At 72.1% G+C, this 26,483-nt stretch carries 12 protein-coding genes; 5 read left to right on the top strand and 7 right to left on the bottom strand.

Translation table 11 applies throughout. The features are described from left to right. Window positions 1-34: 34 nt before the first annotated feature. The 7 genes from OG403_RS01370 to OG403_RS01340 all read right to left on the bottom strand — a co-directional run bounded on the left by OG403_RS01370 (window position 35) and on the right by OG403_RS01340 (window position 22,364). Window positions 35-3,949 (bottom strand): non-ribosomal peptide synthetase, encoded by a 3,915-nt coding sequence (locus OG403_RS01370; RefSeq protein ID WP_329560682.1) that lies wholly within the window; start codon window positions 3,947-3,949, stop codon window positions 35-37. Next, a complete protein-coding gene (locus OG403_RS01365) occupies window positions 3,949-16,572 on the bottom strand; it encodes a non-ribosomal peptide synthetase (protein WP_329560680.1) in 12,624 nt (4,207 codons plus the stop codon). Before OG403_RS01365 ends, OG403_RS01370 begins: the two co-directional genes overlap by 1 nt. Before the next feature lie 310 nt (window positions 16,573-16,882). Further along, the gene (gene dpgD / locus OG403_RS01360) at window positions 16,883-17,692 is read right to left on the bottom strand and encodes an enoyl-CoA-hydratase DpgD (protein WP_329560678.1); all 810 of its coding nucleotides are present in this window, start codon (window positions 17,690-17,692) and stop codon (window positions 16,883-16,885) included. Between the two features lie 98 nt (window positions 17,693-17,790). After that, window positions 17,791-19,161 carry a (3,5-dihydroxyphenyl)acetyl-CoA 1,2-dioxygenase DpgC gene (gene dpgC, locus OG403_RS01355; protein WP_329560676.1) on the bottom strand — a complete coding sequence of 457 codons (1,371 nt, stop codon included), beginning with the start codon at window positions 19,159-19,161 and terminating at the stop codon, window positions 17,791-17,793. After that, window positions 19,158-19,970: an enoyl-CoA-hydratase DpgB gene (locus tag OG403_RS01350; protein ID WP_442910846.1), complete on the bottom strand. Its 813-nt coding sequence runs from the start codon at window positions 19,968-19,970 to the stop codon at window positions 19,158-19,160. Before OG403_RS01350 ends, dpgC begins: the two co-directional genes overlap by 4 nt. Then, entirely contained in the window at window positions 19,967-21,046 is a 1,080-nt protein-coding gene (gene dpgA, locus OG403_RS01345; protein ID WP_329560674.1) for a 3,5-dihydroxyphenylacetyl-CoA synthase DpgA, read from the bottom strand. Before dpgA ends, OG403_RS01350 begins: the two co-directional genes overlap by 4 nt. Window positions 21,047-21,140: 94 nt before the next feature. Then, window positions 21,141-22,364 carry an aminotransferase-like domain-containing protein gene (locus tag OG403_RS01340; RefSeq protein WP_329560672.1) on the bottom strand — a complete coding sequence of 408 codons (1,224 nt, stop codon included), beginning with the start codon at window positions 22,362-22,364 and terminating at the stop codon, window positions 21,141-21,143. A 520-nt stretch (window positions 22,365-22,884) separates the two neighbouring features. On the opposite strand from OG403_RS01340, the gene OG403_RS01335 reads away from it, so the two are divergent. The 5 genes from OG403_RS01335 (at window position 22,885) to OG403_RS01315 (ending at window position 26,470) form a co-directional block, all read left to right on the top strand. After that, window positions 22,885-23,091, top strand: a complete 207-nt coding sequence (locus OG403_RS01335; protein WP_329560670.1) for an MbtH family protein — start codon at window positions 22,885-22,887, stop codon at window positions 23,089-23,091. Window positions 23,092-23,223: 132 nt separating this feature from the next. Continuing rightward, window positions 23,224-24,540: a cysteate synthase gene (locus tag OG403_RS01330; protein WP_329560668.1), complete on the top strand. Its 1,317-nt coding sequence runs from the start codon at window positions 23,224-23,226 to the stop codon at window positions 24,538-24,540. 2 nt (window positions 24,541-24,542) lie between these two features. After that, window positions 24,543-25,121, top strand: a complete 579-nt coding sequence (locus tag OG403_RS01325; protein WP_329560666.1) for a cysteine dioxygenase family protein — start codon at window positions 24,543-24,545, stop codon at window positions 25,119-25,121. Window positions 25,122-25,432: 311 nt separating this feature from the next. Beyond that, window positions 25,433-25,798: a hypothetical protein gene (locus tag OG403_RS01320; RefSeq protein ID WP_329560664.1), complete on the top strand. Its 366-nt coding sequence runs from the start codon at window positions 25,433-25,435 to the stop codon at window positions 25,796-25,798. A 123-nt stretch (window positions 25,799-25,921) separates the two neighbouring features. Continuing rightward, on the top strand, window positions 25,922-26,470 hold the full coding sequence (locus OG403_RS01315) for a methyltransferase family protein (RefSeq protein WP_329560662.1): 549 nt from the start codon (window positions 25,922-25,924) through the stop codon (window positions 26,468-26,470). Window positions 26,471-26,483 lie beyond the last annotated feature (13 nt).

Here is a 26,483-nt window from a genome sequence, read left to right as displayed (position 1 = left end):
GGCGGGTTGTCCGCCCGCCCGCCCCGGACGCGTCTCACGCGTCGGTCAGGCCTCGTCCCTTCGTGAACTCGGTGATCGCCCGGGCGATCTCGGCGAGGGGCTCGGGATCCATCAGGCCGTGGTGGGTGGCGTCCAGGTGGTGGTCGATGATGCGGCCCTCGATGTGCGGGGCCCAGACGGTGGCCGGCGGGGTGCCCTCGGGGCGCCGGCGGTCGGCGGTGAAGAAGAGTACGTCGCCGCGAACCTGGGCGGGCTCGAAGTCCCGCATCATCCGGACGTGGCGCTCCCAGGCGTCGCCCATCGCGCCGAGGTCCTCGGCGGAGAAGGTGGAGAAGGACGCCTCCACCAGGGTCTGCAGCACCTGCTCCCGGGTGAGCGGCGCACCCTCCGGGCTCGGGCGTTCGACCTGGAACATCTCCAGGAAGACCGCCAGCGTCTCCTGCTCGTCCCGCTCGGCGCCCTTCACCGTGTAGGTCGCGTACGGGTAGGCGTCCATGATGCCCAGCACGGCCACCTCCTCGCCGAGGCGCTGCAGCCGGTCGGCGATGGCGTGGACCACCAGGCCGCCGAAGGAGTGGCCCAGCAGGTGGTACGGGCCCGACGGCTGGACCTCGCGGATGAGGGCCACATAGTCGGCGGCCATCTGCTCGACGGTCTCGGGCAGCCCCTCGTCCCGGGCGAGGCTGCGCGCCTGGAGGGCGTAGATCGGACGGTCGGGCAGGTAGGGCAGCAGCCGGCTGTAGCCCAGCGCGACGCCGTATCCGGCGTGGACGCAGAACAGCGGCGGCAGTTGGCCCTCGCGGCGCAGGGGCATCAGCTCGGCGAACTTGTCGCCGAGCTCGGCCCCTGTCGTCAGCCGCTGCGCGAGGTCGGCCACGGTGGGCGCCTCGAACAGGTCCCGCAAGGCCAGCTCCTCGCCGAGGGTGGTGCGGATGCGGCTGATCAGGCGGGTGGCGAGCAGGGAGTGGCCGCCGAGGTCGAAGAAGTCGTCGTCGATGCCGACCCGGGGCAGCGCGAGGACCTCGGCGAAGAGCGTGGCCAGGACCTCCTCGTGCGGGGTGCGGGGTTCGCGGCGCGTGGTCGGGGTGAGGTCGGGGGCGGGCAGGGCGCGGCGGTCGAGCTTGCCGTTGACGGTCAGCGGGAGGGTGTCGAGGGCGATGATCGCGCTGGGGACCAGGTAGGCGGGCAGCAGGCCCGCGAGGTGGGTGCGCACGGCGAGCACGTCCAACTCGCCCGCTGGGACGGTGTAGGCGACCAGGCTCTTGTCGCCGGGGTTGTCCTCGCGCACGATGACGGCGGCTTGCGCGATGGTTGGGTGGGCGGTCAATACGGTTTCGATTTCGGCGAGTTCGATGCGGAAGCCGCGCAGTTTGACCTGCTGGTCGGCGCGGCCGGCGTATTCGAGTTCGCCGTCGCGGTTCCAGCGGGCGAGGTCGCCGGTGCGGTACATGCGCTCGCCCGGGGTTCCGAAGGGTGCCGCGATGAAGCGTTCGGCGGTGAGGGCGGGGCGGTCCAGGTAGCCGCGTGCGAGGCCGGCGCCGGCCAGGTAGAGCTCGCCGGTGCTGCCTTCGGGGACGGGGCGCAGGTGTGCGTCGAGGAGGTAGGCGCGCGTGTTGTCGAGTGGGCGGCCGATGGGCAGGGGGCCGGGGTGGTGGGTGGCGGTGTGGGTGGTGGCGAAGGTGGTGGTCTCGGTGGGCCCGTAGCCGTTGACGACGGTGGTGCCGGGGCAGGCGGTCTGCACGCGGGTGACGGCGTTGGGGGAGACGACGTCGCCGCCGGTCCATACTTCGCGCACGCCGTGGAGGCAGTGGGGGTCTTCGTCGGCGATGAGGGCGAACAGGCCTGCGGTGAGCCAGAGTCCGGTGATGTCGTGGTCGGTGATCAGGCGGCCGAGCGAGGCCGCGGTGATGTCGCCGGGTGGGGCGACGATGAGTTGACGGCCCGTCAGTAGGGGCACCCACAGTTCGAAGGTGGAGGCGTCGAAGGAGTGCGGGGAGTGCAGTAGGACGCGTTCCATGGCGGGGCCGGCGAATCGGCGGTCGGTCGCGAGTGCGGTGACGTCGTGGTGGGTGATGGCGACGCCCTTGGGGCGGCCGGTGGAGCCGGAGGTGTACATCACGTACGCCAACTGGCTTGCCTGGCACCGCACATCGACGGCGTCACCGGTGTCCGTGCCGACCTCCAGGACGGTGAGTCCCAGTTCTGCCGCCTGTTCGCGCAGTGTGGTGTCGGTGAGGACCACCGTCGCCCCGGTTTCCGCGACGATGGTCTGGCGGTGGGCGAGCGGGTAGCGCGCGTCCAGCGGCACGTAGCAGCCGCCGGCCTTGACCACCGCCAGCAGCGCGACCACCAGGTCGGCCGAGCGTTCCATCAGCACCGCGACGCCGCGCTCGGCGCCCACGCCCACGCCCTCGGCGATCAGGCGTCGGGCGAGCCCGTTGGCGCGTGCGTCCAGTTCCGCGAACGTCAACTCCACGTCCCCGCAGACCAGCGCCACCGCGTCCGGCGTCCGCGCCACCTGCGCCGCGAACAGCTCCGGCAGCGTACCGGCGGGGACCTCGTGCTCGGTGTCGTTCCACTCCACCAACACCCGCCGCCGCTCGACCTCATCGAGCACCTCGACGGCCGACACGGGCCGGTCCGGCTGGGCCAGCACAGCCCGCAGCACCCGGACGAAGCGTGCGCTGATCCGCTCGGCCGTTTCGAGGTCGAAGAGGTCCAGTGCGAAGGTCACGCTCCCGGACAGCCCGGCCGGCACGCCGCCCGCGCCGGACTCCTCGCCGAAGGTGAAGGCCAGATCGAACTTGGCGGGGGCCTGCCCGGCGGCCAGCGGCTCGGCGGTCAGGCCGGGCAGATCCAGTGCCGGCCGGGCGTTGTTCTGCAGCGAGAGCATGACCTGGAAGAGCGGGTGGCGGGCCATCGAGCGCGCCGGGGCCAGCTCCTCCACCAGCCGCTCGAACGGCACGTCCTGGTGGGCGAACGCGCCGAGGCCGGCCTGCCGCGCGCGGTTCAGCACCTGGGTGAAGGACGGGTCCCCGGACAGGTCGGTGCGCAGCACCAGCGTGTTGACGAAGAACCCGACCAGGTCGTTCAGCCCCTCGTCCATCCGTCCGGCGACCGCCGTGCCGATCGGGATGTCCGTCCCGGCGCCCAGGCGCGACAGCAGCACGGCGAGCGCCGCCTGCAGCACCATGAAGACGGTTCCGCCCTTGGCCCGCGCCAGCTCGACGACACCGCTGTGCAGTTCGGCGGGGACGGTGAATTCGACCGTGCCGCCCCGGTGGCCGGCGACCGCCGGGCGCGGGCGGTCGGCCGGTAGCGCCAGCTCCTCCGGCAGCTCCGCCAGGGCCGAGCGCCAGTAGGCCAGTTGCTCGGTGAGCAGGCTCTCCGGGTCGTCCTCCTCACCCAGCAGCTCGCGCTGCCAGAGCGCGTAGTCCGCGTACTGGCCGGGCAGTTCCTCCCACTGCGGGGCGAGACCCGCCAGCCGGGCCTGGTAGGCCTGCGAGACGTCCCGGGCCAGCGGGCCCATCGACCAGCCGTCACCGGCGATGTGGTGCACCACCAGCAGCAGCACGTGCTCGGTCGCGCTCCGCGAGAACAGCCAGACCCGGAGCGGGAGTTCGCTCGCCAGCGCGAAGACGCAGCGCGCGGCCCCGGCCACCGCCGAGCTGAGCGCCGCTTCGTCGAAGGCGGACGCGTCGACCACGGTCAGCAGCGGGCCGACCGAGTCCGGCTCCTTGATGTCCTGCCAGGGCTGCCCGTCGACGGCCGGGAAGACCGTGCGCAGCACCTCGTGGCGCGCGGTCACGTCGCGCAGTGCGGCATCCAGCACCAGCGGGTCCAGCGTGCCGGTCAGCCGCAGGCAGAGCGGGATGTTGTAGGTGGCGTTCGGCCCCTCCAACTCGCTCAGGAACCACAGGCGCTGCTGTGCGAATGAAACCGGGATCATCAGGACTCCTTCTGCCCGCGCATTGCCCGGAACGCGGGCCGTGCCTTCTTGTTGAGCTTGTTCAGTGCATCGAGCCGTTCGCCCACCCCGGCGACCGTCGGCGCCTCGAAGAGGGCCTGGATCGGCAGTTCCACGTTCAGTACGGTGCGGATCCGGCTGACCAGCCGGGTCGCCAGCAGTGAATGCCCGCCCAGCTCGAAGAAGTTGTCGTCCAGGCCGACCTCGGGCACGCCCAGGACCTGGGCGAAGGCCTCGCACAACTGCTGCTCACGGGGCGTGGTCGGGGCCCGGTGGGCAGCCGCCGAGCTGAGGTCGGGGGCCGGCAGCGCCTTGCGGTCGAGCTTGTTGTTGGTGGTCAGCGGCAGCGCCGGCAGCAGCACGGCCGCCGACGGGACCATGTAGTCCGGCAGCGAGTCGGCCAGGTACCGGCGCAGGTCGTCCACGGTGACCGTGGTGTCGGCCGGGTCGGCGAGGACGGCGTAGGCGGCCAGGCGCTTGTCGCCCGGGCGGTCCTCGCGGGCGATCACGGCCGCGTCGGCGAGCGCCGGGTGGGCACTCAACACGGCCTCGACCTCGCCGAGTTCGATCCGGAAGCCGCGGATCTTCACCTGGTCGTCGGCGCGTCCGACGAACTCCAACTGCCCCTCGGCCGTCCACCGCACCAGGTCCCCGGTGCGGTACATCCGCGCGCCGCCGCCGGCCGGGGCGAACGGGTCCGCGACGAACCGCTGCGCGGTCAGGTCGGCCCGGCCCAGGTAGCCGCGCGCCAGGCCGGTCCCGGCCAGGTACAGCTCGCCGGCCGTCCCCACGGGCACCGGCCGCAGTGCGTCGTTCAGCACGTAGGCGCGGGTGTTGTCCATCGGCCGGCCGATCGGCAGCACCGGCGGCACCTGCCCGCTGTCGACCACCGGGACCTGGGTGGCGCAGAGCGTGGTCTCCGTCGGTCCGTAGGTGTTGCGGACCACGATGCCGGGGCAGGCGTCCAGCACCCGCCGAACTGCCGTCGCGGGGACGATGTCGCCGCCGGTGCCCACCTCGTGGATGCCGGCGAACGCGGCCGGGTCGTCCTCCGCGAGCACCCGGAACAGGCCGGCCGTCAGGTGCAGGTGGGTCAACCGGTGCCGGGTCTTGAGCGAGCGGATCGCCGCCGCGTCCAGCCGGCCCTCCGGGGCCACCACCACCGTGCCACCCGCCGTCAGCGGTACCCACAACTCGTAGGTCGAGGCGTCGAAGGCGTGCGGGGACTGGAAGAGCACGCGCTGCGGCACCGTCTCCCGCCAGCACCGGTCCGAGACCAGCTCCACCACGCCGCGGTGGGTGTTGGCGATGCCCTTCGGCACGCCGGTCGAGCCGGAGGTGTACATCACGTACATCGGCTGATCGGGCAGGCTGTGCACCGCCGGGTTGTGCACCGCCAGGTCCGACGCGTCACCCGCTCCGGTGGCCGCGTCGACCACCAGCACGTCGGCGCCCGTCGCCGCGACGTCCCGGACGAATCCGTGCTCGCGCGTCACCTCGTCCACCAGCAGCAGCCCGGCACCCGCGTCCTGGTACACCACCGCCATCCGCGCCTCGGGCGCCCGCGCGTCGATCGGCACGTACGCGCCGCCCGCCTTGAGCACGGCCAGCAGCGTGACCACCAGCTGCGCCGAACGCCCCATCAGCACCGGCACCAGCGACTCGGCGCCCACCCCGCGCTCGGCGAGCAGGCGGGCCAGGCGGTTGGCCCGGGCGTTGAGTTCGGCATAGCTCAGCTCGGTGTCCTCCTGCACCAGCGCCACCGCGTCCGGGGTCCGAGCCACCTGTGCCTCGAACAGCTCGGTCAGGCTCACGGCGGGAGTGTCGACGGCGGTGTCGTTCCACCCGGTCAGCACCGTGTGCCGCTGTGCCTCGGTGAGCACCTCGATCTCGGTCAACGGGGTGTCGGGGGCGCTCTCCAGTGCGGTGAGCAGGCCCTGCAGGGCGGTGTGCGCCAGGGCGCAGACCAACTCGGGGTCGATGGGGTCGATCGCCTGGACGGAGAGCCGGAACCCGCTGCCGAGGTCGTCGATCGCCATGGTGAGCGGGTAGTTGGTGCGGTCCTGCCCGTGCTCGGCCTCGACCCCCGGCAGCCCGGCGTCCGTGCCGTCCTCGGGGGCGTGGCTGTGGCGGTAGTTGAGCAGCGCGGTGAAAAGCGGGGCTGAGCCACCGATCCCGGCGGCCCGCTGGGCGAGCGCGAGCGGGGCGTGCTCGTGCACCAGCAGGTCGGCGAGCCGCCCGCGCATGGCGCGCACCGCCGCCAGGGCGCTGATCCCCGGGAGGGAGAGGCGCACCGGCAGGGTGTTGATGAACAGGCCGGGCACCCGGTCGGCGCCGCTGCCGGCGTTCATCCGGCCGAAGAGCAGGGTGCCGAAGACGACATCGTCGCGGTTGGCGGTGGCGGCGACGACCCGGGCCCAGACGACGTGGAAGAGGGTGGCCGGGCTGACGCCGAGCGCCTTGGCCTGCTCGCGCACTCGCGCGGCCAGCTCGGCGGTCAGCGGGAGTTCGGCCTCCGTCACCCGGCTGCCGTTGCCGCGTACGTCCAGCAGGCCGAAGGGGGCGGTGGGTTCGGTGATGTCGCCGAGCAGTTCGGTGAAGAACTTCTCGTGTTCCTCGCGGGAGACGCCGAGGCGGGCCTGGGCGACGAAGTCACGGAACGGCAGCGGGGCGGGCAGCCGGTCCTCTTCGCCGGCCAGGATCGCCTGGATCTCGGCCAGCAGCACGTCCAGCGCGGTGTGGTCGGTGACCAGGTGGTGGCGCTGGAGCAGCAGCAGCCAGCGGTCGCTGCCCGGTTCGGCGGCGATGTGGGCGCGCAGCAGCGGCGCCCGGGTCAGGTCCATCGACGCCGGGCAGGCGGCGTAGAGCTCGGCCACCGGGTCCGCGCTGTGGAGCTGGTGCCGCTCGACGGGGAGGGCGGCCTGACGGGCGACGACCTGGACCGGCTCGGCGAGGTCCTGCCAGAGCACGGCGGTGCGCAGGATGTCGTGCCGGTCGATCACGCGCTGGAGTGCGCCGAGGAAGGTGTCCAGGCGCTCGCGTGAATCGAAGGTCAGCATGGTCGGCATGACGTAGATGTCCTCGCCGCCCTCACCGGTGGCCATCAGGTGGTGGAAGAAGATGCCTTCCTGGAGGGGCGCGAGGGGGTAGATGTCGGCGATGTTGGGTGCGCCGCCGGGGAAGGTGGTGGTGATGCGGTCGATCTCGTGGGGGGTGAGGTCGATCAGGGGGAGCATCTGGGGGGTGAGGTGCTGGGCGTCGGTGGGGATCAGGTTCGGGGGGATGGTGATCTCGGTGGTGCTGGCTCCGGTGCTGGTGGCGGTGGTGAGGCCGGCGACGGTGGGGGTGGTGAAGAGGGCGCGGATGTTGATGTTGATGCCGTGGGTGCGGATGCGTTCGACGAGGGTGACGGCGAGCAGGGAGTGGCCGCCGAGTTCGAAGAAGTTGTCGTCGAGGCCGACTTGGGGCAGGCCGAGGACCTCGGCGAAGACCTCGCAGAGGACCGTTTCCTGTGTGGTGGACGGGGCGCGGTAGTTCGGGGTGGTGGTGGTGAGGTCGGGGGCGGGGAGGGCGCGGCGGTCGAGCTTGCCGTTGACGGTCAGGGGGAGCGTGTCCAGGACCACGATGGCGGTGGGGACCATGTAGTCGGGGAGTTGGGCGGCGAGTTGCGTACGGAGCTGTGCGGCATCCAGGTCCGGTGTGGCGGCTACGTATCCGATCAGTCTGTCTTCGCGGACGATGACGGTGGCCTGGGTGATGCCGGGTTGCGTGGCCAGGGCGGCTTCGATTTCGCCGAGTTCGATGCGGTAGCCGCGGATCTTGATCTGGTCGTCGGTGCGGCCGAGGTATTCGAGGTTGCCGTGGTGGTTCCAGCGGGCGAGGTCGCCGGTGCGGTACATGCGCTCGCCCGGGGCTCCGAACGGTGCTGCGATGAAGCGTTCGGCGGTCAGGCTCGGGCGGCCCAGGTAGCCGCGGGCGAGTTGGGTGCCGGCGATGTAGAGCTCGCCGGGGACGCCGGTGGGTACTGGGCGCAGTGCTGCGTCGAGGACGTAGGCGCGGGTGTTCCACATGGGACGCCCGATCGGGACCACGGTGCCGAGTTCGTCGGTGTCGAGGGGGTGGTCGGTGCAGCCGACGGTGGTTTCGGTGGGGCCGTAGTGGTTGACGATGGCGACGTGGGGGTGGCGGTGTCGCCACTGCTGGAGTTGGGTGGCTTGGACGGCTTCGCCGCCGACCATGAGGCGGCCGGTGGGGACGTGGGTGTCGGAGAGGGCGTCGAGGTAGGAGAGGCCGCTGGGGGTGGCCTTGAGGAAGGTCAGCGGTTCGTTGGCGAGGACCTCCGGGAGGTGCTCGTCCAGGGCGGCGATGCGTACCCGGCCGCCGGTGGTGAGTGCGCCGTAGAGGCCGGTGATGCCGGCGTCGAAGGAGATGGAGGCGTGTAGCAGGGTGCTGCCGGAGAGTTCGGGGTAGGCCTCCGCGCAGCGGGTGACGTAGTTGACGACTGCGGCGTGCGGGATCAGGACGCCCTTGGGGCGGCCGGTGGAGCCGGAGGTGTAGATGACGTAGGCCGGGTGCTGCGGGGTGGCAGCCGTGTCGGGGTTCTCGTCGCTGTGGTCGGACAGTGAAAGGCCGTCCAGCAGCAGGATCTGAGTATCCGTCAGTTCCCCTGCCCGGCCCGCGCATCCGCTGGTGGTGAGCAGGACCTGCGGGTGGGAGTCGTCCAGCAGGTAGGCGATCCGGTCGCGCGGGTAGTCGGGGTCGATCGGCACGTAGGCGCCACCAGCCTTGAGGACCGCGAGCATGGCCACGATGACCTCGGCCGAGCGGTCCATCAGGATCGCGACCAGCGACTCCGGCCCCATCCCGCGCCCGGCCAGCAGCCGGGCCAGGCGGTTGGCTCGCGTGTTCAGCTCGGCATAGCTCAGGACGGCACTGTCGTGGGCGACGGCCACTGCCTCGGGCGTGCGCGCCGCCTGCGCCTCGAAGAGCTGGTGCAGGGTGGTCGCCGGGACCTCGTGGGCGGTGTCGTTCCACTCGGTCAGGATCCGGTGCCGCTCGGCGCCGCCCAGCACCTCGACCTGGTCGACCGGCGACTGCGGCTCGGCCAGTACGCCCGTCAGGACCCGCACGAAGCGCTGTGCCAGCTGCTCGGCCGTCATGGCGTCGAACAGGTCGGCGGCGAAGGTCAGCAGGCCGGTCAACCCGGCCGGTGCCCCGTCCGGCCCGAAGACCTCGCCCAGGCTGAAGCCCAGGTCGAACCTCGCCGCCGCCGGCCCGGTCGGCATGGGGGCCGCTGTGAGGCCGGGCAGGTCGACGGTCGCCTGGGTGTTGTTCTGCAGGGTGAGCATGACCTGGAAGAGCGGGTGGCGGGCCATGGACCGCGCCGGGGCCAGCTCTTCGACCAGGCGCTCGAAGGGCACATCCTGGTGGGCGAAGGCGCTGAGGCCGGTTTCCCGGACGCGGCGCAGGAGTTCGGTGAAAGTGGGGCCGCCGGTCAGGTCGGTGCGCATGACGAGGGTGTTGACGAAGAAACCGACCAGGTCGTGCAGTCCCTCGTCCATCCGTCCGGCGACCGCCGTGCCGATCGGGATGTCGGTGCCGGCGCCCAGACGGGAGAGCAGGACGGCGAGAGCCGCCTGCAGCACCATGAACACCGTCACCCCCTCGGTCCGCGCGAGTTCCTGCAGCCGCTGGTGCACCTCGGCGGGCACGGTCAGGTCGACGAAACCGCCCTGGTGGCTGGCGATGGCCGGTCGCGGTCGGTCGGTGGGCAGTGCGAGTTCCTCGGGCAGTTCGGCCAGTGCCGCCTGCCAGTAGGCGAGTTGCTGGCTGAGCACGCCGGCCGGGTCCTCGGGTGAGCCGAGCAGCTCGCGCTGCCAGAGCGCGTAGTCCGCGTACTGGACCGGCAGGGGCTCCCAGGTGGGGGTGCCGCCGGTGAGGCGGGCTGTGTAGGCGGTGGAGAGGTCGCGGGCCAGCGGGTCCATCGACCAGCCGTCACCGGCGATGTGATGCACCACCAGCAGCAGCACGTGCTCGGTCGCACTCCGCGAGAAGAGCCAGGCGTGCAGCGGAACGTCGGCCCGCAGGTCGAAGGTGTGAGCGGCGGCCCGGGCGATGGATGGTTCGTCGGTCCCGTCGGTCTCGGCGACGGTCAGCAGCGGGCCCACCGCGTCGATCGGCAGCACCTGCTGGCGCGGGTGGCCGTCGACGGCCGGGAAGACCGTGCGCAGTACCTCGTGCCGCTCGGTCACGTCGCGCAGGGCCTGGTGCAGGGCCGCCGCGTCCAGTGCGCCGGTGAGGCGCAGCGCCATGGGGATGTTGTAGGTGGCGCTCGGCCCCTCCAACTCACCGAGGAACCAGAGGCGTTGCTGGGCGAAGGAGACCGGTACGGCCTCGGGGCGCGGCTTCGCGGTGAGTGCCGGACGTCCCTGGCCGGCCCCGTCCAGTCGCTCGGCCAGCGTGGCGACACTCGACGCCTCGAACAGGGCGCGGATGGGCAGTTCGACGCCGAGCACGGTGCGGATCCGGCTGACCAGGCGGGTGGCGAGCAGGGAGTGGCCGCCGAGGTCGAAGAAGCTGTCGTCGATGCTGACCTGCGGCAGGCCGAGCACCTGGGCGAACAGTTCGCAGAGGAGCTCTTCGCGCGGGGTGCGCGGGGTGCGGCCCGTGGTCGGGGTGAGGTCGGGGGCGGGGAGGGCGCGGCGGTCGAGCTTGCCGTTGACGGTCAGCGGCAGGGCGTCGAGCGGCACGATCGCGCTGGGAACCATGTACGCGGGCAGCAGGCCCGCGAGGTGGGTGCGCACGGCGAGCACGTCCAACTCGCCTGTGGGGACGGTGTAGGCGACGATGCGCTTGTCACCGGGGGTGTCCGCGCGCACGACCACGGCGGCCTGGGCGACGGCGGGGTGGGTGACCAGCGCGGTCTCGATCTCGCCCAACTCGATGCGGAAGCCGCGCAGTTTGACCTGCTGGTCGGCGCGGCCGGCGTACTCGATCTCGCCGTCGCGGTTCCAGCGGGCCAGGTCGCCGGTGCGGTACATGCGGGTGCCGGGGGTGCCGAACGGCGCTGCCACGAACCGCTCGGCGGTCAGGGCGGGGCGGTCCAGGTAGCCACGGGCCAGGCCCGCGCCGGCCAGGTAGAGCTCGCCGATGCTGCCTGCCGGGACCGGGTGCAGGCGTGCGTCCAGGATGTAGGCGCGCATGTTGTCCAGCGGGCGGCCGATCGGCAGCGCCCTGCGGGTGTCCCTCACCAGGTGTGCGGTGGCGAAGGTGGTGGTCTCGGTGGGGCCGTAGACGTTCGTCACGGCCGTGTCCGGGCAGCTCGCCAGCACCCGCGCCACCGCGACGGGGGAGGTCACGTCACCACCGGTCCACACCTCGCGCAGGCCCGCGAAGCAGCACGCGTCCTCGTCCGCGAAGAGCGAGAACAGGCCGCTGGTGAGGAAGAGCGCGGTGACCCGGTGCTCGGTGACCACCCGGGCCAGCGAGGCCGCCGTCAGATCGCGTGCCGGTGCCACCACGATCTGACGGCCTGTCAGCAGCGGTACCCAGAGCTCGAAGGTCGACGCGTCGAAGGAGTGCGGCGAGTGCAGTAGCACCCGTGCCAGGTCCGGGGACGCGAACCGGCTCTCCATCGCGAGCGCGGCCACGTCGCGGTGGGTGATGGCGACGCCCTTGGGGCGGCCGGTGGAGCCGGAAGTGTACATCACGTACGCCAACTGGCTTGCCTGGCACCGCACATCGACGGCGTCACCGGAATCCGTGCCGACCTCCAGGACAGTGAGTCCCAGTTCCGCCGCCTGCTCGTGCTGTGTGACGTCGGTGAGGACCACCGTCGCCCCGGTCTCCGCGACGATCGTCCGGCGGTGCGCGAGCGGGTAGCGCGCGTCCAGTGGGACGTAGCAGCCGCCGGCCTTGACCACGGCCAGCAGGGCGACCACCAGGTCGGCCGAGCGTTCCATCAGCACCGCGACCCCGTGCTCGGCGCCCACGCCTTCGGCGATCAGGCGCCGGGCGAGCCCGTTGGACCGTGTGTCCAGGTCGGCGTAAGTCAGCTCGACGCCGTCGGCCAGCACAGCGACCGCGTCCGGCGTCCGCGCCACCTGCACCGCGAACAGCTCCGGCAGCGTACCGGCCACCGGCTCGACCGCCGTGTCGTTCCACTCGGTCAGGATCCGGTGCCGCTCGGCGCTGTCGAGGATGTCGACGCGGTGGAGCGGTCGGTGCGGCTCGGCGGCCACGGTGTGCAGGACACGGAGGAAGCGGTCCGCGAGCTGCTGAGCGGTGGCGGCGTCGAAGAGGTCGCCCGCGAAGGTCAGGCTGCCGTGCAGGCCGGAGGTGCCGGACTCCTCGTCCAGCGCGAAGGTCAGGTCGAACTTCGCGGCCGGCCGGCCGGCGGCCGTCACCGTGGCCTCCAGCCCCGGGAGGTCCACCACGGCTTGGGTGTTGTTCTGCAGGGTGAGCATGACCTGGAAGAGCGGGTGGCGGGCCATGGAGCGGGTCGGGGCGAGTTCTTCGACCAGGCGCTCGAAGGGGATGTCCTGGTGGGCGTAGGCGCTGAGGCCGGTTTCGCGGACGCGGTGCAGGAGCTCGGTGAAGGTGGGGTCGCCGGTGAGATCGGTGCGCAGGACGAGGGTGTTGACGAAGAAGCCGACCAGGTCGTGCAGTGTCTCGTCGGTGCGGCCCGCGACCGGGGTGCCGATCGGGATGTCGGTGCCGGCGCCGAGTCGGGAGATCAGGACGGCGAGTGCCGCCTGCAGCACCATGAAGAGCGTGACGCCCTCGGCTTGCGCCAACTCCTGCAAGCGCTGACGGAGTTCGGCGGGAACGACCAGCTCGACGTCGCCGCCGCGGTGGCTGGCGGTGGTGGGGCGCGGTCGGTCGGTGGGGAGGGTCAGTTCTTCGGGGAGTTCGGCCAGGGCCGTGCGCCAGTAGGTGAGTTGCTCGGTGAGCAGGCTCGCCGGGTCCTCGGGTGCGCCGAGCAACTGGCGCTGCCAGAGTGCGTAGTCGGCGTACTGGACCGGCAGTGCCTCCCAGGTGGGTGCCTGGCCGGTGCGGCGGGCGGTGTAGGCGGTGGAGAGGTCGCGGGCGAGCGGGACGGTGGACCAGCCGTCGCCGGCGATGTGGTGGACCACGACGAGCAGCACGTGCTTGTCCGTGCTCTGCGAGAAGAGCCAGGCGCGGAGCGGAAGTTCGGCTGCCAGGTCGAACGCGTGAGCGGCGGCCCGGATGATCGCCTGCTCGTCGAAGTCGGTGGCGGTGAGGAGCGAGCCCGCTGCTTCGGCGGTCAGGATCTGCTGGTGGGGCTGGCCGTCGACGGCCGGGAAGACGGTGCGCAGGACCTCGTGCCGGCCCACGACATCGCGCAGCGCGGCATCCAGTGCGGCGATGTCGAGGTCGCCGGTGAGCTGGAGCGCCAGCGGGATGTTGTAGGTGGCGTTCGGGCCCTCCAGCTCGTTGAGGAACCAGAGGCGCTGCTGGGTGAAGGCGAGCGGCAGTACCTCGGGCCGCGTACCGGCAGTCAGGGCCGGGCGTCGCCTGCTGGTGTCGTCCAGTCGCTGGGTGAGGGTGGCGACGCTGGGTGCCTCGAAGAGTGCGCGGATGGGCAGTTCGACGTCGAGGGTGCTGCGGATGCGGCTGATCAGGCGGGTGGCGAGCAGGGAGTGGCCGCCGAGGTCGAAGAAGCTGTCGTCGATGCCGACTTCGGGCACGCCGAGGACCTGGGAGAACACCTCGCAGAGAAGTGCCTCCTGTGGGGTGCGCGGGGTGCGGCCCGTGGTCGGGGTGAGGTCGGGGGCGGGCAGGGCGCGGCGGTCGAGCTTGCCGTTGAGGGTTAGCGGCAGCGCGTCGAGGGCGACGATGGTGGTGGGGACCATGTACTCGGGGAGGGTTGCCGCGAGGTGGGCCCGTATGTCGGTGGTGTCGAACTCGCTCGTGGGGACGGCGTAGCCGACCAGTCTGCGGACGCCGGGGGTGTCTTCGCGGAGGATGACGGCGGCGTGGGCGATGGCGGGGTGTGCGGCCAGTGCGGCTTCGATTTCGCCCAACTCGATGCGGAAGCCGCGGAGTTTGATCTGGTCGTCGGTGCGGCCGAGGTATTCGAGGGTGCCGTCGGTGCGCCATCGGGCGAGGTCGCCGGTGCGGTACATGCGGGTGCCGGCCGGGCCGTGGGGGTCGGCGGTGAAGCGTTCGGCGGTGAGGGCGGGTCGTCCCAGGTAGCCGCGGGCGAGTTGGATGCCGGCGATGTAGAGCTCGCCGGGGACGCCTGCGGGCACGGGTTGGAGGGTGTTGTCGAGGACGTAGAGCTGGGTGTTCCAGACGGGTCGGCCGATGGGCACGGTGGTGCTGGTGGTGTCGTCGGCGCAGGCCCAGGCGGTGACGTCGACGGAGGCTTCGGTGGGGCCGTAGAGGTTGTGGAGTGGGACGTTGGGCAGGAGGTGGGTGAGGCCGTCGCGCAGGTCGGCGGGCAGGGCTTCGCCGCTGCACAGGACGGCGCGCAGCCCGGTGCAGGAGACTGCGGAGGGTTCGGCGAGGAAGGCCTGGAGCATGGAGGGGACGAAGTGGGTGATGGTCACCCGCTGGTGCTGGATCAGCTTGGCCAGGTAGCCGGGTTCGCGGTGGCCGCCGGGGCGGGCGACGACGAGGGTGGCGCCTTCGAGCAGGGGCCAGAAGAACTCCCAGACGGAGACGTCGAATCCGAACGGGGTCTTCTGCAGGACCCGGTCGGAGGTGGTGAGCTGGTACTGGCCCTGCATCCAGGCCAGGCGGTTGACGATTCCGGCGTGCGGGACGACAACGCCCTTGGGGCGCCCGGTCGAGCCCGAGGTGAAGATGACGTACGCCGGGTGCTCCGGACGCAGACCACGCCCAACCAGGTCGCCAGTAACAAATTCTGACGCTTCGTCAATCAGCTCACGCGTCACGACCACCGGGGCGTTCGCCTCGCCGAGCACGTACGCGATGCGCTCGGCCGGGTAGTCCGGGTCCACGGGCAGATACGCGCCACCCGCCTTCAGTGCCGCGAGCAGCGCCACGACCAGTTCGACCGAGCGCTCCATCAGCACCGGCACCACCGACTCGGGCCCCACCCCGCGTTCGACCAGCAGCCGAGCCAACCGGTTCGCCCGCGCGTTCAACTCGCCGTAGCCGACCTGGACACCCTCGAAGACCACCGCCACCGCGTCCGGCGTGCGCGCGGCCTGCGCCTCGAACAGCTCCGGCAGTGTCCCCGCCGGAACCTCGACCGCCGTGTCGTTCCACTCGCCCAGCACCCGCCGCCGCTCCTGCGGGGTGAGCAGGTCGACCCGGGTCAGCGGCAGCTCCAGCGCGTCCGGGGCGGCCAGTGTCTCCAGCAGCCGGGCGAACCGCTGGGCGTGCTCGGCGGCGGTGGCCGCGTCGTACACCGCCGGGTTCGCGTTCACGACCAGTTGCATGCCCCGGCCGCCTTGGCGGTCGTACAGCACGAACGAAAGGTCGTCGACGGAGCCGTTGGTGAGACTGTGCGCGGTGCTGGGGTGACCGGCGAAGCGCAGGTCGTAGTCGAAGGCCATCACGTTGACCTGCGAGCCGAACAGGCGGGCGCCGCCGGTGCCGACCAGGTTCAGGTCACGCTGCAGGTCCTCGTAGCGGTAGCGCTGGTGGCGCAGCGCCTCGCGCATGGTGCTGCTGGCCTGGCGGGTCAGGTCGGCCAGGCCGGCGTCCGGACGCAGCGTCAGGCGGATCGGCAGCAGGTTGGCCAGCATGCCGGGCGTGGTGCGCTGGAGCCGGGTGGTGCGGCCGGCCACCGGCAGGCCCAGGACGATGTCCTCGGCCCCGGTCAGGCGGTGGGTGTAGAGGGCGGTCGCGGCCATGACGAAGACCGGCAGGCTGGTCTTCAGGCGGCGGGCGGCCGTGCGCACTCGCTCCGCCGTCTCGGGAGCGAGGTCCTCGATGTGGCGGATGCAGGTGTGCGCGGCCGGCGCGAAGCGGCCGCCGAGGCTGACCGCCTCCGGGTGGTCGGCGAAGCGCTCCGTCCAGTACCGGCGGTCCTCGGTGAACTGCTCGGAGGCACGGTAGGCCGCGTCCTCCTCGATCAGGTTCCGCAGCGGCGGGAGCGGGTCACCGGTGGGCCGCCCCTCGACCAGGGCGGTGTAGATCTCGGCGACCCGGCCGGCGAGCAGGGAGCCGCTGTAGCCGTCGCCGGCCACGTGGTGACCGCGCTGGTACCAGTAGAACCGCTCCGGGCCCGCCGTGAAGATCGCCATCGAGTAGGCGCCACTGTGCTCCAGGTCGACGGGCTGCGCCAGGTCCGCCCGCATCCACGCCTGCACCGCCTCCCACGGGTCCGGCTCGGCACTCACGTCCCGCACCAGCAGCGGTGACTGCGGAGCCGGGTCGACCACCTGGCGCACCTCCGCGCCGTTCGACACGAAGCGCAGCCGCAGGATGTCCGTCTCCGCGACGAGCTGCCGCAGCGCGGTCTCGAAGAGAACCGGGTCGACCGGGCCGTGGATCTCCAGGCACTCGGCGATCTGGTACGACGGATTCGACGGGTCCAGATGCTGGGCGAACCAGACCCCGGACTGTCCAGCCATCAGCGGCCAGGTGACGGATTGGATGTCCGACATCTTCGGTGCTCCGGTTCGTCTAGCGGTGGCCGTGCGACGGGCAGCGGCAACGGTCAGCGGTGAAGAGGCGAGTCACCTCGGCGGTGAAGACTCCGAGGTGGTCTCTTCGGGTGGGGGTGGGGGCCGGATCCAGTGGGCAGCGGGCCCGATGGGCCGCGGGCCCGGTGGATCGCGGATCAGGGGCGGGCGTCGATCCGGGGGGTATGCGGATCATGTTCGAGCGTCACGGTGCCTGAGGCAGAGTCATGTCGTGAGCCCGTTCGGTGAACGAGGGTCAAACTCTGGAACAACTTGCCGGGCTGCCGGTCGGTCAGCGGGCTTTCCAGTCCGGTGCGCGCTTCTCGACGAAGGCACGCGGCCCTTCCAGCGCGTCCTCGCTGTGCATCCGCTGCTCCTCCCACGGGAAGCGGGTGCGGAACGCCTGCTCCAGGGGCATGGTGGCCGCGGCCGCCGCGGCCTGCTTGATCGCGCGCACCGACAGCGGGGCGCAGCGCAGGATGTCCGCGATCCAGGCGTCCACGCAGGCGTCCAGTTCCTCGGCCGGCACCACCTCGTTGACCAGGCCGAGTTCGTGGGCGCGGGTCGCGGTCATCGGGCGGCCGGTGATCAGGTGGCCGAGGGCGATCCGGTACGGCGCCTGCCGGGAGAGCCGGAAGACGCCGCCGGCGCCGGCCATCAGGCCGAGCTTGGCTTCGGGCAGGGCGAAGGTGGCGTGCTCGGCGGCCACCACCACGTCGCAGGCGAGGGCCAGTTCGAAGCCGCCGCCGAAGGCGTGGCCGTTGACCCGGGCGAGCACCGGCTTGGCCAGCTCGAAGCGCTCGGTGAGCCGGGGCCAGCCGGGCTTGCCGCGACTGCCGAAGGTGGCCGGGGTGTTGCTGCCCTGGTCGATCCGGGCGGCGAGCTCCTTGAGGTCCTGGCCGGCCGAGAAGGCGCGGTCGCCGGCCCCGCTGAGGACGGCCAGCCACACCTCGTCGTCCGCCTCGAAGTCGTCCCAGACGCGGGCCAGTTCCTCGTGCATCCGCAGGTCCATGGCGTTCAGGCAGTCGGGCCGGTCCAGCGTCACATGGGCGACGCGGTCGCGCTTCTCGTAGCGCACGCGGGTGAGGTCTGCCAGGTCCATCGGCTCTCCGGCTCTTCTGGTGGTTGTGTGCTGCCGGGGCCGGCACCACAGGCCGGAGCGATCTCGCCCGGCGCGCGGTCAGCTACGGTCAGCTACGGTCAACTGCGGTCGGCAGCAGCGGCCGTGGCGGCCGCCGAGAAGCGCCCGACCTTGCCGATCACGTCCTGGCTGTACAGCCGCAGCGCCTGCTGCACGGCGAACTCCGCCATGTACTGCCGGAACTGCTCCGGCGGCTCCTCGGCCAGGTTGAGCATCCGGCGGTTGGTGACCACGGCCGGGCTGTCGAGGCGCTCCAGCGACTCGGCCACAGCCTGGTCCATCCGGTCCGGTTCGACGACCTCGTCGAGCAGCAGGCCGGCATCGGGCTCGGTGGCGTGGATCCGGCGGCCCCAGAGCACCACCTGACGGGAGAGGCGCCCGCCGGCCAGCCGGCCCAGCCGCAGGTTGCCCGCGCCGGGCACGATGCCCTCCTGGGCGGCGGGCAGGCTGACGAAGGAGTCGGCCGCGGCGAGGACCCGGTCGAAGACCATCAGCAGCTGGGCACCGCCGCCGATGGCGAAGGTGTCGACGGCCGCCACCCAGGGCTTCTCGATCACGGGTGTGTGCCAGGAGCCCGCGTGCTCGACCCGCAGACCGCGGAAGAGCTTGTTGATGTAGCCGAGTTCGCGGCGCAGCAGGAAGTCGACCAGCGAGATCTGGCCGGTGTGCAGGCTCTTGAGGTTGATGCCGGCGCTGAAGACCCGCTTCCCGTGGTAGCGGGGGTGGGTCATCTCGCCGCCGCGCAGCAGGCCGACCCGCACCTGCGGGTCGAGCAGCGCCAGGTCGACGGCGGTCTCCATGTCCTCGACCTGGCGGTTGTCCTCGGCGTTGAGGCAGTCGGTGCGGCACATGGTCAGGTGGGCCGCGCCGTCGCGCCGCTCCAGCCGCACCGAGCCGAGGTCGAGTTCGCCGGTGCGGCGGAACTCGGGCAGCAGCTGGAGCGCGCGGGCGGTGGGCAGCGCCATCGCGTCGATCAGGTGGCGGCCCGAGACGGGGGAGCGGAGCACCTCGCGCAGGAAGATGCCCTGGTCGATCTCCAGGCCCTCCTTCGCGGCCTGCGGCCTGCCCTGCTCGGCCGCCATCGCCTCGGCGCCGGCCAGCAGTCCGGGCCAGCCGGCGGTGGCGCCCGCGACCAGCTCGGGCAGCCGCAGGTCGAGGGTGAGCCCGTCGGTCAGCTGCTGGTAGACGGCCTCGCCGTGCTGCCGCATGAACTGGCTGCGCACCGTGCGGGCGGCGTTCTTGGCGTCGGTGGCGAGCGCCTGTTGCTCGGGGGTGCGGGCGGCCGGCTCGGGCAGCGTGGCCAGCAGCGCCTCGGTCCGCTCGGCCGCGCCGGCCAGGGTGCGCCGGGCCGCGGTCAGGTCCGTGCTGATCAGGTCGGTGCCGGGCAGGTCCGTGCCGCTCAGATCGGTGTCGATCGCGGACGTCGTCATCGGGCCACCTCGGCGGCTGCCTGGCGCAGCAGGCGGTCGCAGGCGGCGAGGTGGCGGCCGAGGGCCTCTTCGAAGCTGACGGTGGTGGCGTCGTGCATCAGCTGCCGGCGGATGGCGAGCCCGGCGCCGACCGTGGCGGTGAGCCGGTCGGCGGCGCTCGCCAGGGCGGCTGACGGGTCGTCGGCGAGCTGGTCGAGCAGGTGCAGGGCCAGCGCCCGCTCGGCCGGTATCGCGGTGCCGAACAGGACGTTCCGGCGGGTCGCGGCGGCGCCGGCCTGGTTGACCAGGCGATAGAGGGCCATCCCGGGCCAGACGCCGTTCGCGCCGTCCGTGCCGTCCGTGCCGTCCGTGCCGTCCGTGCCGTCCGTGCCGTTCGCGCCGTTCGCGCCGTTCGCGCCGTCCGTGGCGTTCGCACCGTCCGTGCCGACGGCCGGCAGCAGCCGGGTCGCGGGCGTGGCGATCCGCAGGTCGGTGGCCAGCAGGGCCTCCAGCGCGGTGCCGCCGCAGTCGCCGTCGGCCAGCGCGACGGTGGGCACGTCGAGGCGCTCCAGGCGGCGCAGCGCGCGCTCCCACTTGTTGACCAGCGGCAGCGGTGCCGTCACCGCGGTCGCCGGCGCGCCAGTGACCCGCAGGACGAGCGGCGCACCCGTCCCGCTGTCCTCGGCCTGGTCGCAGCGCGCGTTGAGGGCCTGCACCGTCTCGGCGGACAGCGGCTGGGCACCGTCGACGAGCAGCGGCTGGGGGGTGTGGTTCATGGTGGTGTGGCCTTCGTGCTCGGTGGGGGCGGGCTGCTCGGGGCGGGCGGTCACCAGCGGGCCAGCGCGGTCTCGATGGTGGAACCGGGGCCCATGGTCATCAGCACGCAGTAGTCGCCCGGCTGGGCCACCCGCTCCTCCAGCAGCCGCTGGTAGGAGAAGAGGAACGAGCCGCTGGAGAGGTTGCCGTAGTCCCGCAGCACGCTGGTGGTGTGGCGCAGGTCGTGCCGGGTCAGGCCGAGGTTGACGCCGACGGCGTCGATGACCTTCTTGCCGCCGGAGTGCACCAGCCACTGGCCGATGTCGCTGCGGCGCAGCCCGGTGCCCGCGAGCAGGCTGTCGACGACGAGTTCGGCGTGCGCGCCGACCACGTAGGGCACGTGCGGGTCGAGGTAGAAGCTGAACCGGTCCTGGTCGCCGTCCCAGTCGTAGCGCATCGCGTCGATGGCGTCGGTGATGATGTAGCTGGCGAACTTCAGCAGGTGCGGGCCGGTGGCCTGGGGCAGCGGCAGTTCGGGCTCGCCGGCGAGCAGCGCGACGGCGGCGGCGCCGTCGCCGAAGAGGCTGTTGACCACCGAGGTGCGCATGGTGCCGTCGAAGACGTAGGTGGCGGAGCAGGCCTCCGCGCAGACCATCACGGCCAGTCGGCCGGGGTTGGCGCGTGCCCAGCCGTTGACGGCGTTGAGCGCGTTGAGCCCGGCGTTGCAGCCCATGCCGACCACGTCGAGCCGGCTGGTGCGCGGGTCGATGCCCAACTCGCGGATGACCAGGGCGCTCAGGCCGGGGGTGAGGAAGCCGGTGGTGGTGACGCAGCAGAGGTAGCCGATGTCGGACAGGTCCGCGCCGGCCTCCTTCAGGCACTCCTGGACGGCGCGCACTCCCATGTCGACGGCCTGGGCCTTGTGCTTGGCGAGCAGCTCGCCCTGCACCTCCAGCACCCGGGCGCCGTCGGGACCCTCGGGCGGCAGGGTCAGGAACCGGCGTTCGATCGCGCTGTTGAGGAAGATCGAGCGCACCCGGGGGTCCTGGATCCCGAAGATGTCCAGGATCTCCTGCTGGGAATAGGAATGCTCCGGAACGGCGGTGCCGACACCGACGATCCGGGCCGGGGCGGTTGCGGTGGCCGTCATCGGTACGTCCACCCCCAGCTTCTCGGCTTGCTCCTGCGGAGCGGCGGGTAATTCTCCATCGGCGGTGCGGCCTCCGTGTCTTTCCGGTTGTCCATCAGGTGCTCGGCCTATAACGGATGAAGTCCGCCAGTCGGTTCAATCCTTCTTCGATTTCTTTCGGCCGAAGGTGGCTGAAGGAGAGCCGCATGACATTGCGCGGCTGCGCGTCGGCGTAGAAGTGGTGCACCGGCGTCCACAGCACCCGGAACTTCTCGGCGCTGAGCTCGAGCAACTCGTCGCCGACCGGGAAGGGGACGGTGAGCAGCAGGAAGAACCCGCCGGAGGGCGCGTTCCAGGAGACGCCCTCGGTGCTGCCGAAGCGTGCCTGGAGACCGGCCAGGACCTGCGCGAGGTTGCTCCGGTAGTGCTCCGTCTCGCGGGCGTTGGCGGCCCGCAGGCTGTACCCGTGGGCCAGCAGCTTGCCGCCGATGACCGCCTGCGCGATCGGCGAGGTGTTGACCGTCAACATGCTCTTGATCTTGGCCAGCTGGTCGGCCAGCGGGCCGTCCGTACCGGGAACCCGCTGGTCGGCCAGCACGTAGCCGACCCGGGCGCCGGGCAGGCCGGTCTTGGCGAACGACCCCAGGTAGACGACCCGGGCGGTGTCGTCCAGGGCCTTGAGGGTCGGGGGACCGGCGGGCGCCCGGTCGCCGAACAGGCCGTACGGGTTGTCCTCCAGGAGGAGGAGGTCCTCCTCGGCGGCGATGCGCAGCAGCCGCTGCCGTGCCTCGAGGCTCAGCCGGATCCCGCTCGGGTTGGCGAAGTCGGGGATCACGTAGCAGGCCCGGGGGTTGAGCCCGGCCGCCCGGGCGCGCGCCGCCTGGGCCCGCAGGTCGTCCAGGTCGATGCCCTCGGGTGACTCGCGGACCGGCAGCACCGGCATGTCGACCAGGCTGGCCGCGCCGTGCACCCCGACGTAGCTGGGGGTCACGGCCAGCAGCACGTCCTGGTCAGAGCGGCGCAGCGCACGCAGCGTCAGGTAGAGCGCCTCCTGGCAGCCGACCGTGACGACCAGGGCCTGCGGGTCCGCGGTGATGTCCTCGTCCACCCGCAGGTGTTCGGCGATCAGCTCGTGGATGATGCCCTTGGTGCGCCCGTACTGCAGCAGCGTGCGGCGCACCGCCTCCTCGTCGCCGCCCAGCCGCGCGGTGAGGTGCCGGCGGTAGGTGTCGAAGTACCGGTGGACGTCGTCCAGGTCGAAGAGGCCCTCGAACGGCCGCCCGGCCGCCAGGGATATGGCATCGGGGAACCGGTGCGCGATCTCGTTGAGGAAGTTCATCGATTCGCTGACCGGCGATGCCAGCGAATCGTGCAGACCCGCCAGTTCGAGTTCCGTGAGAGCGTTTTGTGCGGGTGGGCCGTTCAGCACGGTCGTCCTTCTTGGCTGTTCGTAGTTCAACGCTGCCCTGACGATGTCGGCACCGCGAACTATCGCGTTGTACTTCGCCGGCTGCAGGCTAACCACACTCGTCAGCCGATGACAACTGAGGGTCGCTCAAAAACCATTGGGGCCCGAATGCAGGGCGGGACTATGAATGCTGAATTCATCTCGCGTTTACGTGATCGCGATCCGCCGTTACGTCCCGCCCCGCAAGCTCTGGGTTGCGAGTGCACCCCACCGCGCCGGGCCGCTCCAGCCCGGACGACGGGGGCGGCCGGGGCCCGGTCCGCCTGCCCCGCACCCGATCTGACTGCGCGTGGCCCGTCCGATCCCGGCCCGCGATTCCAAGCAAGCACGACCCGCCGGCCGCTGACCCCTGTTCAGCGCCTTCCGGGGGCTCCGATGAGAGGACACGTCGATGACGAACCCGTTCGAGGACGCCGAGGGCAGCTACCTGGTCCTGGTGAACGAGGAGGGCCAGCACTCCCTCTGGCCCGCTTTCGCCGAGGTGCCCGCAGGCTGGACCGCCTCGCACGGACCGGCCGGACGCCAGGACTGCCTGGACCACGTGGAGGTCCACTGGACCGACATGCGGCCGGCCGGCCTGGTGCGCGCGATGGCCTGAGCCGCGCCGTCCGCGGGTGCCGGGCCCGGTCCGGGCCGACCGCGCGGACAGCGGCCCGACCCCAGCCCGCGGCCGGCTCCGCACGGCGGGATGTCCGACGCACCGACCACACCGAGAGTGAACCCCAGCCCCATGCACGGTGATTCGACCGACGCGTCCCACTACCGCCTCGTCTGCTCCGGCTGCGGGCACCGGCGGGCCGATGACGGCCTGACGCTCGGCTGCCCCGGCCCGCACGGGCCCGGACTGTGGCAGACCGACTACCAGGCCACCGAGTTCACGCCCGACCCGGCCGCGAGCGGCGTCTTCCGCTACCGCGACTGGCTGCCGGTACGCCGGACCCTGGCCGGCACCGGCCGCAGCACGGTCTACCGCAGCGAGCGCCTGGCCGCCTCGCTCGGGCTGGACGAGCTGTGGATCGCCTTCAACGGCTACTGGCCCGAGCGCGGCGGCGACCTGATGACCGGCACCTTCAAGGAACTCGAAGCCGCCACCGTGCTGGGCCGGATCCCCGAGGACGCCGGCACCCTGGTGGTCACCTCCGCCGGCAACACCGCCGCCGCGTTCGCCGAGCTCTGCACCCGCCAGCAGGTCCCGGTGGTCATCGTCGTGCCGTCCTCCGCCGTGCCGCGGCTGCGCACCCGCACGCTCGGATCCCCATGGGTGCGCGTCATCGCGGTCGACGGGGCGGACTACGCGGACGCGATCGCGCTCGGCGACGCGCTCGCCGAGCTGCCCGGCTTCACACCAGAGGGCGGCACGAAGAACGTCGGACGGCGCGACGGCCTGGGCACCGTGCTGCTCGCGGCGGTGGAGGCGATCGGAGCGCTGCCCGCGTACTACGTCCAGGCCATCGGCAGCGGGGCCGGGGCCATCGCGGCGCACGAGGCGGCGCTGCGGCTGCGATGTCGCCGACCCGGACCGCTGCCGCACCTGCTGCTGGCCCAGAACGACGCGTACGCCCCGGTCCACCAGGCCTGGCAGACCGGCGAACGCCTCTGGGAGACCGGCGGCGAGCAGGACCAACGACTGGCCACCGAGCGGGCGTTCGCGCCGGAGCTGACCAACCGCCGACCGCCCTACGACGTGCGCGGCGGCCTGTACGACGCGCTGACCCAGAGCGCGGGCCAGGTCTTCACGGCCACTGCGCAGGCGGCTCAGGCCGCGATGGACACCTTCCTCGAGCTGGAGGGGATCGACATCGAGCCGGCCGCCGGGGTCGCACTCGCGGCGCTGCGGGAGGCCGCCCAGGCGGGGCGGCTCGACACCGGGGCACCCGTGCTGCTCAACGTCACCGGGGGCGGGCGGGCCCGCCTGGCCCGGGACCACGTGCTGACCGCCCGTCAGCCGGACCTGGTGGTGCCGCGCTCGGCCGTCCACGACGCGGCCGGCATCGCCGAGCTCGCGGCGCTGGTCGCCGCGCCGCGGCTGACCGCCGTGACGGTCTGACCATGACCGCGATCCTCATCGAGCTGACGGCCGCCATCCGGACCGAACTGAGCGCCGCCTCGAACGCCGAGGAGTGCGCCCAGCGGGTCGCCGCCCGCCTGGCCCCCTTTCTGCGCCACGCCGACCTGCTGCTTCCGGCCCAGCTGGAGCCCGATCCGCACGGCTACCGCCAGCACCTGCTGCACGCCGAGCCCGACGGCTCCTTCTCGGTGGTCGCCCTGGTCTGGCTGCCCGGCCAGGCGACCAGCATCCACGACCACGCCTCCTGGTGCGTGGTCGGCACCTACCTGGGTGCCGAGGAGGAGACCGTCTACCGGCTGGCGACGGAGGGCGGCCGCACCGTCCTGGTCCCCGTCAGCACCACGGTCCACCGCGAAGGTGCCGTCACCTACGTCACGCCACCCGGCGACATCCACCGGGTCCGCAACGCCACCACGGACAGGACCGTCTCGCTGCACGTCTACGGCCTCGACGTCAGCCTGAGCGGCACCAGTATCCGTCGGACCTACGACCAGCCGGTCACGGCAGGGGCCCGTCCGCTGAGCGGCGCTGCTCCGCAGCCGCTGCGGCCCGCGCGCTGACGCGCAGCTGGTCACCCATCGGGTTGAGGTCAACCGGCCCGATATTTCCGGGAGTTCGAGAGAGGCAGGATCCACCGACGGACCGACGCACCTCCGCTGTCGCCGCCATGACCGCGGTGACCCCGGTGCTCCTGGCGGCCACACCCGCCGCGGCTCAGCTTGGAGGGCCGCGCTCGCACAGCGCCGCCACCCGGCCCACCCGACGCGCAGCTCACCCCGCCCCCGACCCTGACTCCGGATGCCCGCATCGTCGGCCGGCAACCGGGTAGGGGACCGGTGATGGCCGCATCGCATGGAAGGCCGACGAGAAGGTGTCGCAGTCGCACCACGAGCCGCACCACGGGTGGAACCGCCTCGGCGAGTACTGGAGAGCCGTGGCGGCCGACCGCCGTTCCCGGGCCGCCGCCCGGCGGTGGCGGCGCACTGGTGCCGAGCCCCGGATGGCGCGCAGTGACCTGCCGGCCCGGCGGCTGCTGGGCCGGATCTTCGCTCCGCTCTTCCTGCTCGGGACCGTCGTCTTCGCACTGCTCGCGGCGAACGCGCTGCCCGCGCCGAGCGCCGATCGCGCGTTCTACACGGGCCTGGCCGTGCTGTGCGCCGTGTCCACCGTCGTCGCGGTGATCGACCTGCTCGTCGTCCGGCGCCGGATGGCGGAGCAGCGGCGGTGGCGGCGCTGAGGGAGCCCGGTCGCGCGGCCTGGTGCATCGCGGCCGCCACGAGCGCCCTACGCTGGGGGGAGAGCGTCCGGGTAACCGAGCGTCCGAGCAACTGAGCGTCCGAGCAACCGGGAGCAGAGGCTCATGAAGGTCGTCGCCGCTGTCATCTTCGTCGGCTGGGCCCTGTTCTGGCTCTACTGGCTGATCGCCTCCTTCGGCGTGAAGTCGGGGACCGCCGCGTGGCGTCGCGGTGCGCTCGTCCGCGTGGTGATCCTGGTCCTCGTCGTCGTCCTGCTGCGCACCCGGGCGATGCGCGGCCTCGGGCTCAACCGCGACGCGTGGCTGGAGGGCATCGGCCTGGTGCTGTTCGTGCTGGGGCTCGCGCTGGCCGTCTGGGCCAGGGTGTACATCGGCCGCAACTGGGGGATGCCGATGACTCACAAGGTCGATCCGGAACTGGTGACCACCGGTCCCTACCGGTTCGTCCGCCACCCCATCTACTCCGGGATCCTCCTCGCGATGATCGGCACGGGGGTCGCGGTCAGCGTGTACTGGCTGGTGCTGGCGGTGCTGCTCGGCGCGTACTTCGTCTACAGCGCGGCGATGGAGGAGCGTTACCTGACAGAGCGGTTCCCCGACGCGTACCCGGAGTACAAGCGGTCGACCAAGATGCTGATCCCGTTCGTCCTCTGACAGTCCCCGGCGG

Source organism: Kitasatospora sp. NBC_01266 (genome assembly GCF_036242395.1).
Taxonomy (GTDB): domain Bacteria; phylum Actinomycetota; class Actinomycetes; order Streptomycetales; family Streptomycetaceae; genus Kitasatospora.
Note: the sequence above shows the minus strand (reverse complement) of the source record. Positions and strands in the feature narration are given on the sequence as shown.

What these genes read in the sequence shown, in the direction of transcription:
- OG403_RS01370 (WP_329560682.1), bottom strand. Translation starts at nt 3,949, where the DNA reads ATGATCCCGGTTTCATTCGCACAGCAGCGCCTGTGGTTCCTGAGCGAG.
- OG403_RS01365 (WP_329560680.1), bottom strand. Translation starts at nt 16,572, where the DNA reads ATGTCGGACATCCAATCCGTCACCTGGCCGCTGATGGCTGGACAGTCC.
- dpgD (WP_329560678.1), bottom strand. Translation starts at nt 17,692, where the DNA reads ATGGACCTGGCAGACCTCACCCGCGTGCGCTACGAGAAGCGCGACCGC.
- dpgC (WP_329560676.1), bottom strand. Translation starts at nt 19,161, where the DNA reads ATGACGACGTCCGCGATCGACACCGATCTGAGCGGCACGGACCTGCCC.
- dpgA (WP_329560674.1), bottom strand. Translation starts at nt 21,046, where the DNA reads ATGACGGCCACCGCAACCGCCCCGGCCCGGATCGTCGGTGTCGGCACC.
- OG403_RS01340 (WP_329560672.1), bottom strand. Translation starts at nt 22,364, where the DNA reads ATGAACTTCCTCAACGAGATCGCGCACCGGTTCCCCGATGCCATATCC.
- OG403_RS01335 (WP_329560670.1), top strand. Translation starts at nt 22,885, where the DNA reads ATGACGAACCCGTTCGAGGACGCCGAGGGCAGCTACCTGGTCCTGGTG.
- OG403_RS01330 (WP_329560668.1), top strand. Translation starts at nt 23,224, where the DNA reads ATGCACGGTGATTCGACCGACGCGTCCCACTACCGCCTCGTCTGCTCC.
- OG403_RS01325 (WP_329560666.1), top strand. Translation starts at nt 24,543, where the DNA reads ATGACCGCGATCCTCATCGAGCTGACGGCCGCCATCCGGACCGAACTG.
- OG403_RS01315 (WP_329560662.1), top strand. Translation starts at nt 25,922, where the DNA reads ATGAAGGTCGTCGCCGCTGTCATCTTCGTCGGCTGGGCCCTGTTCTGG.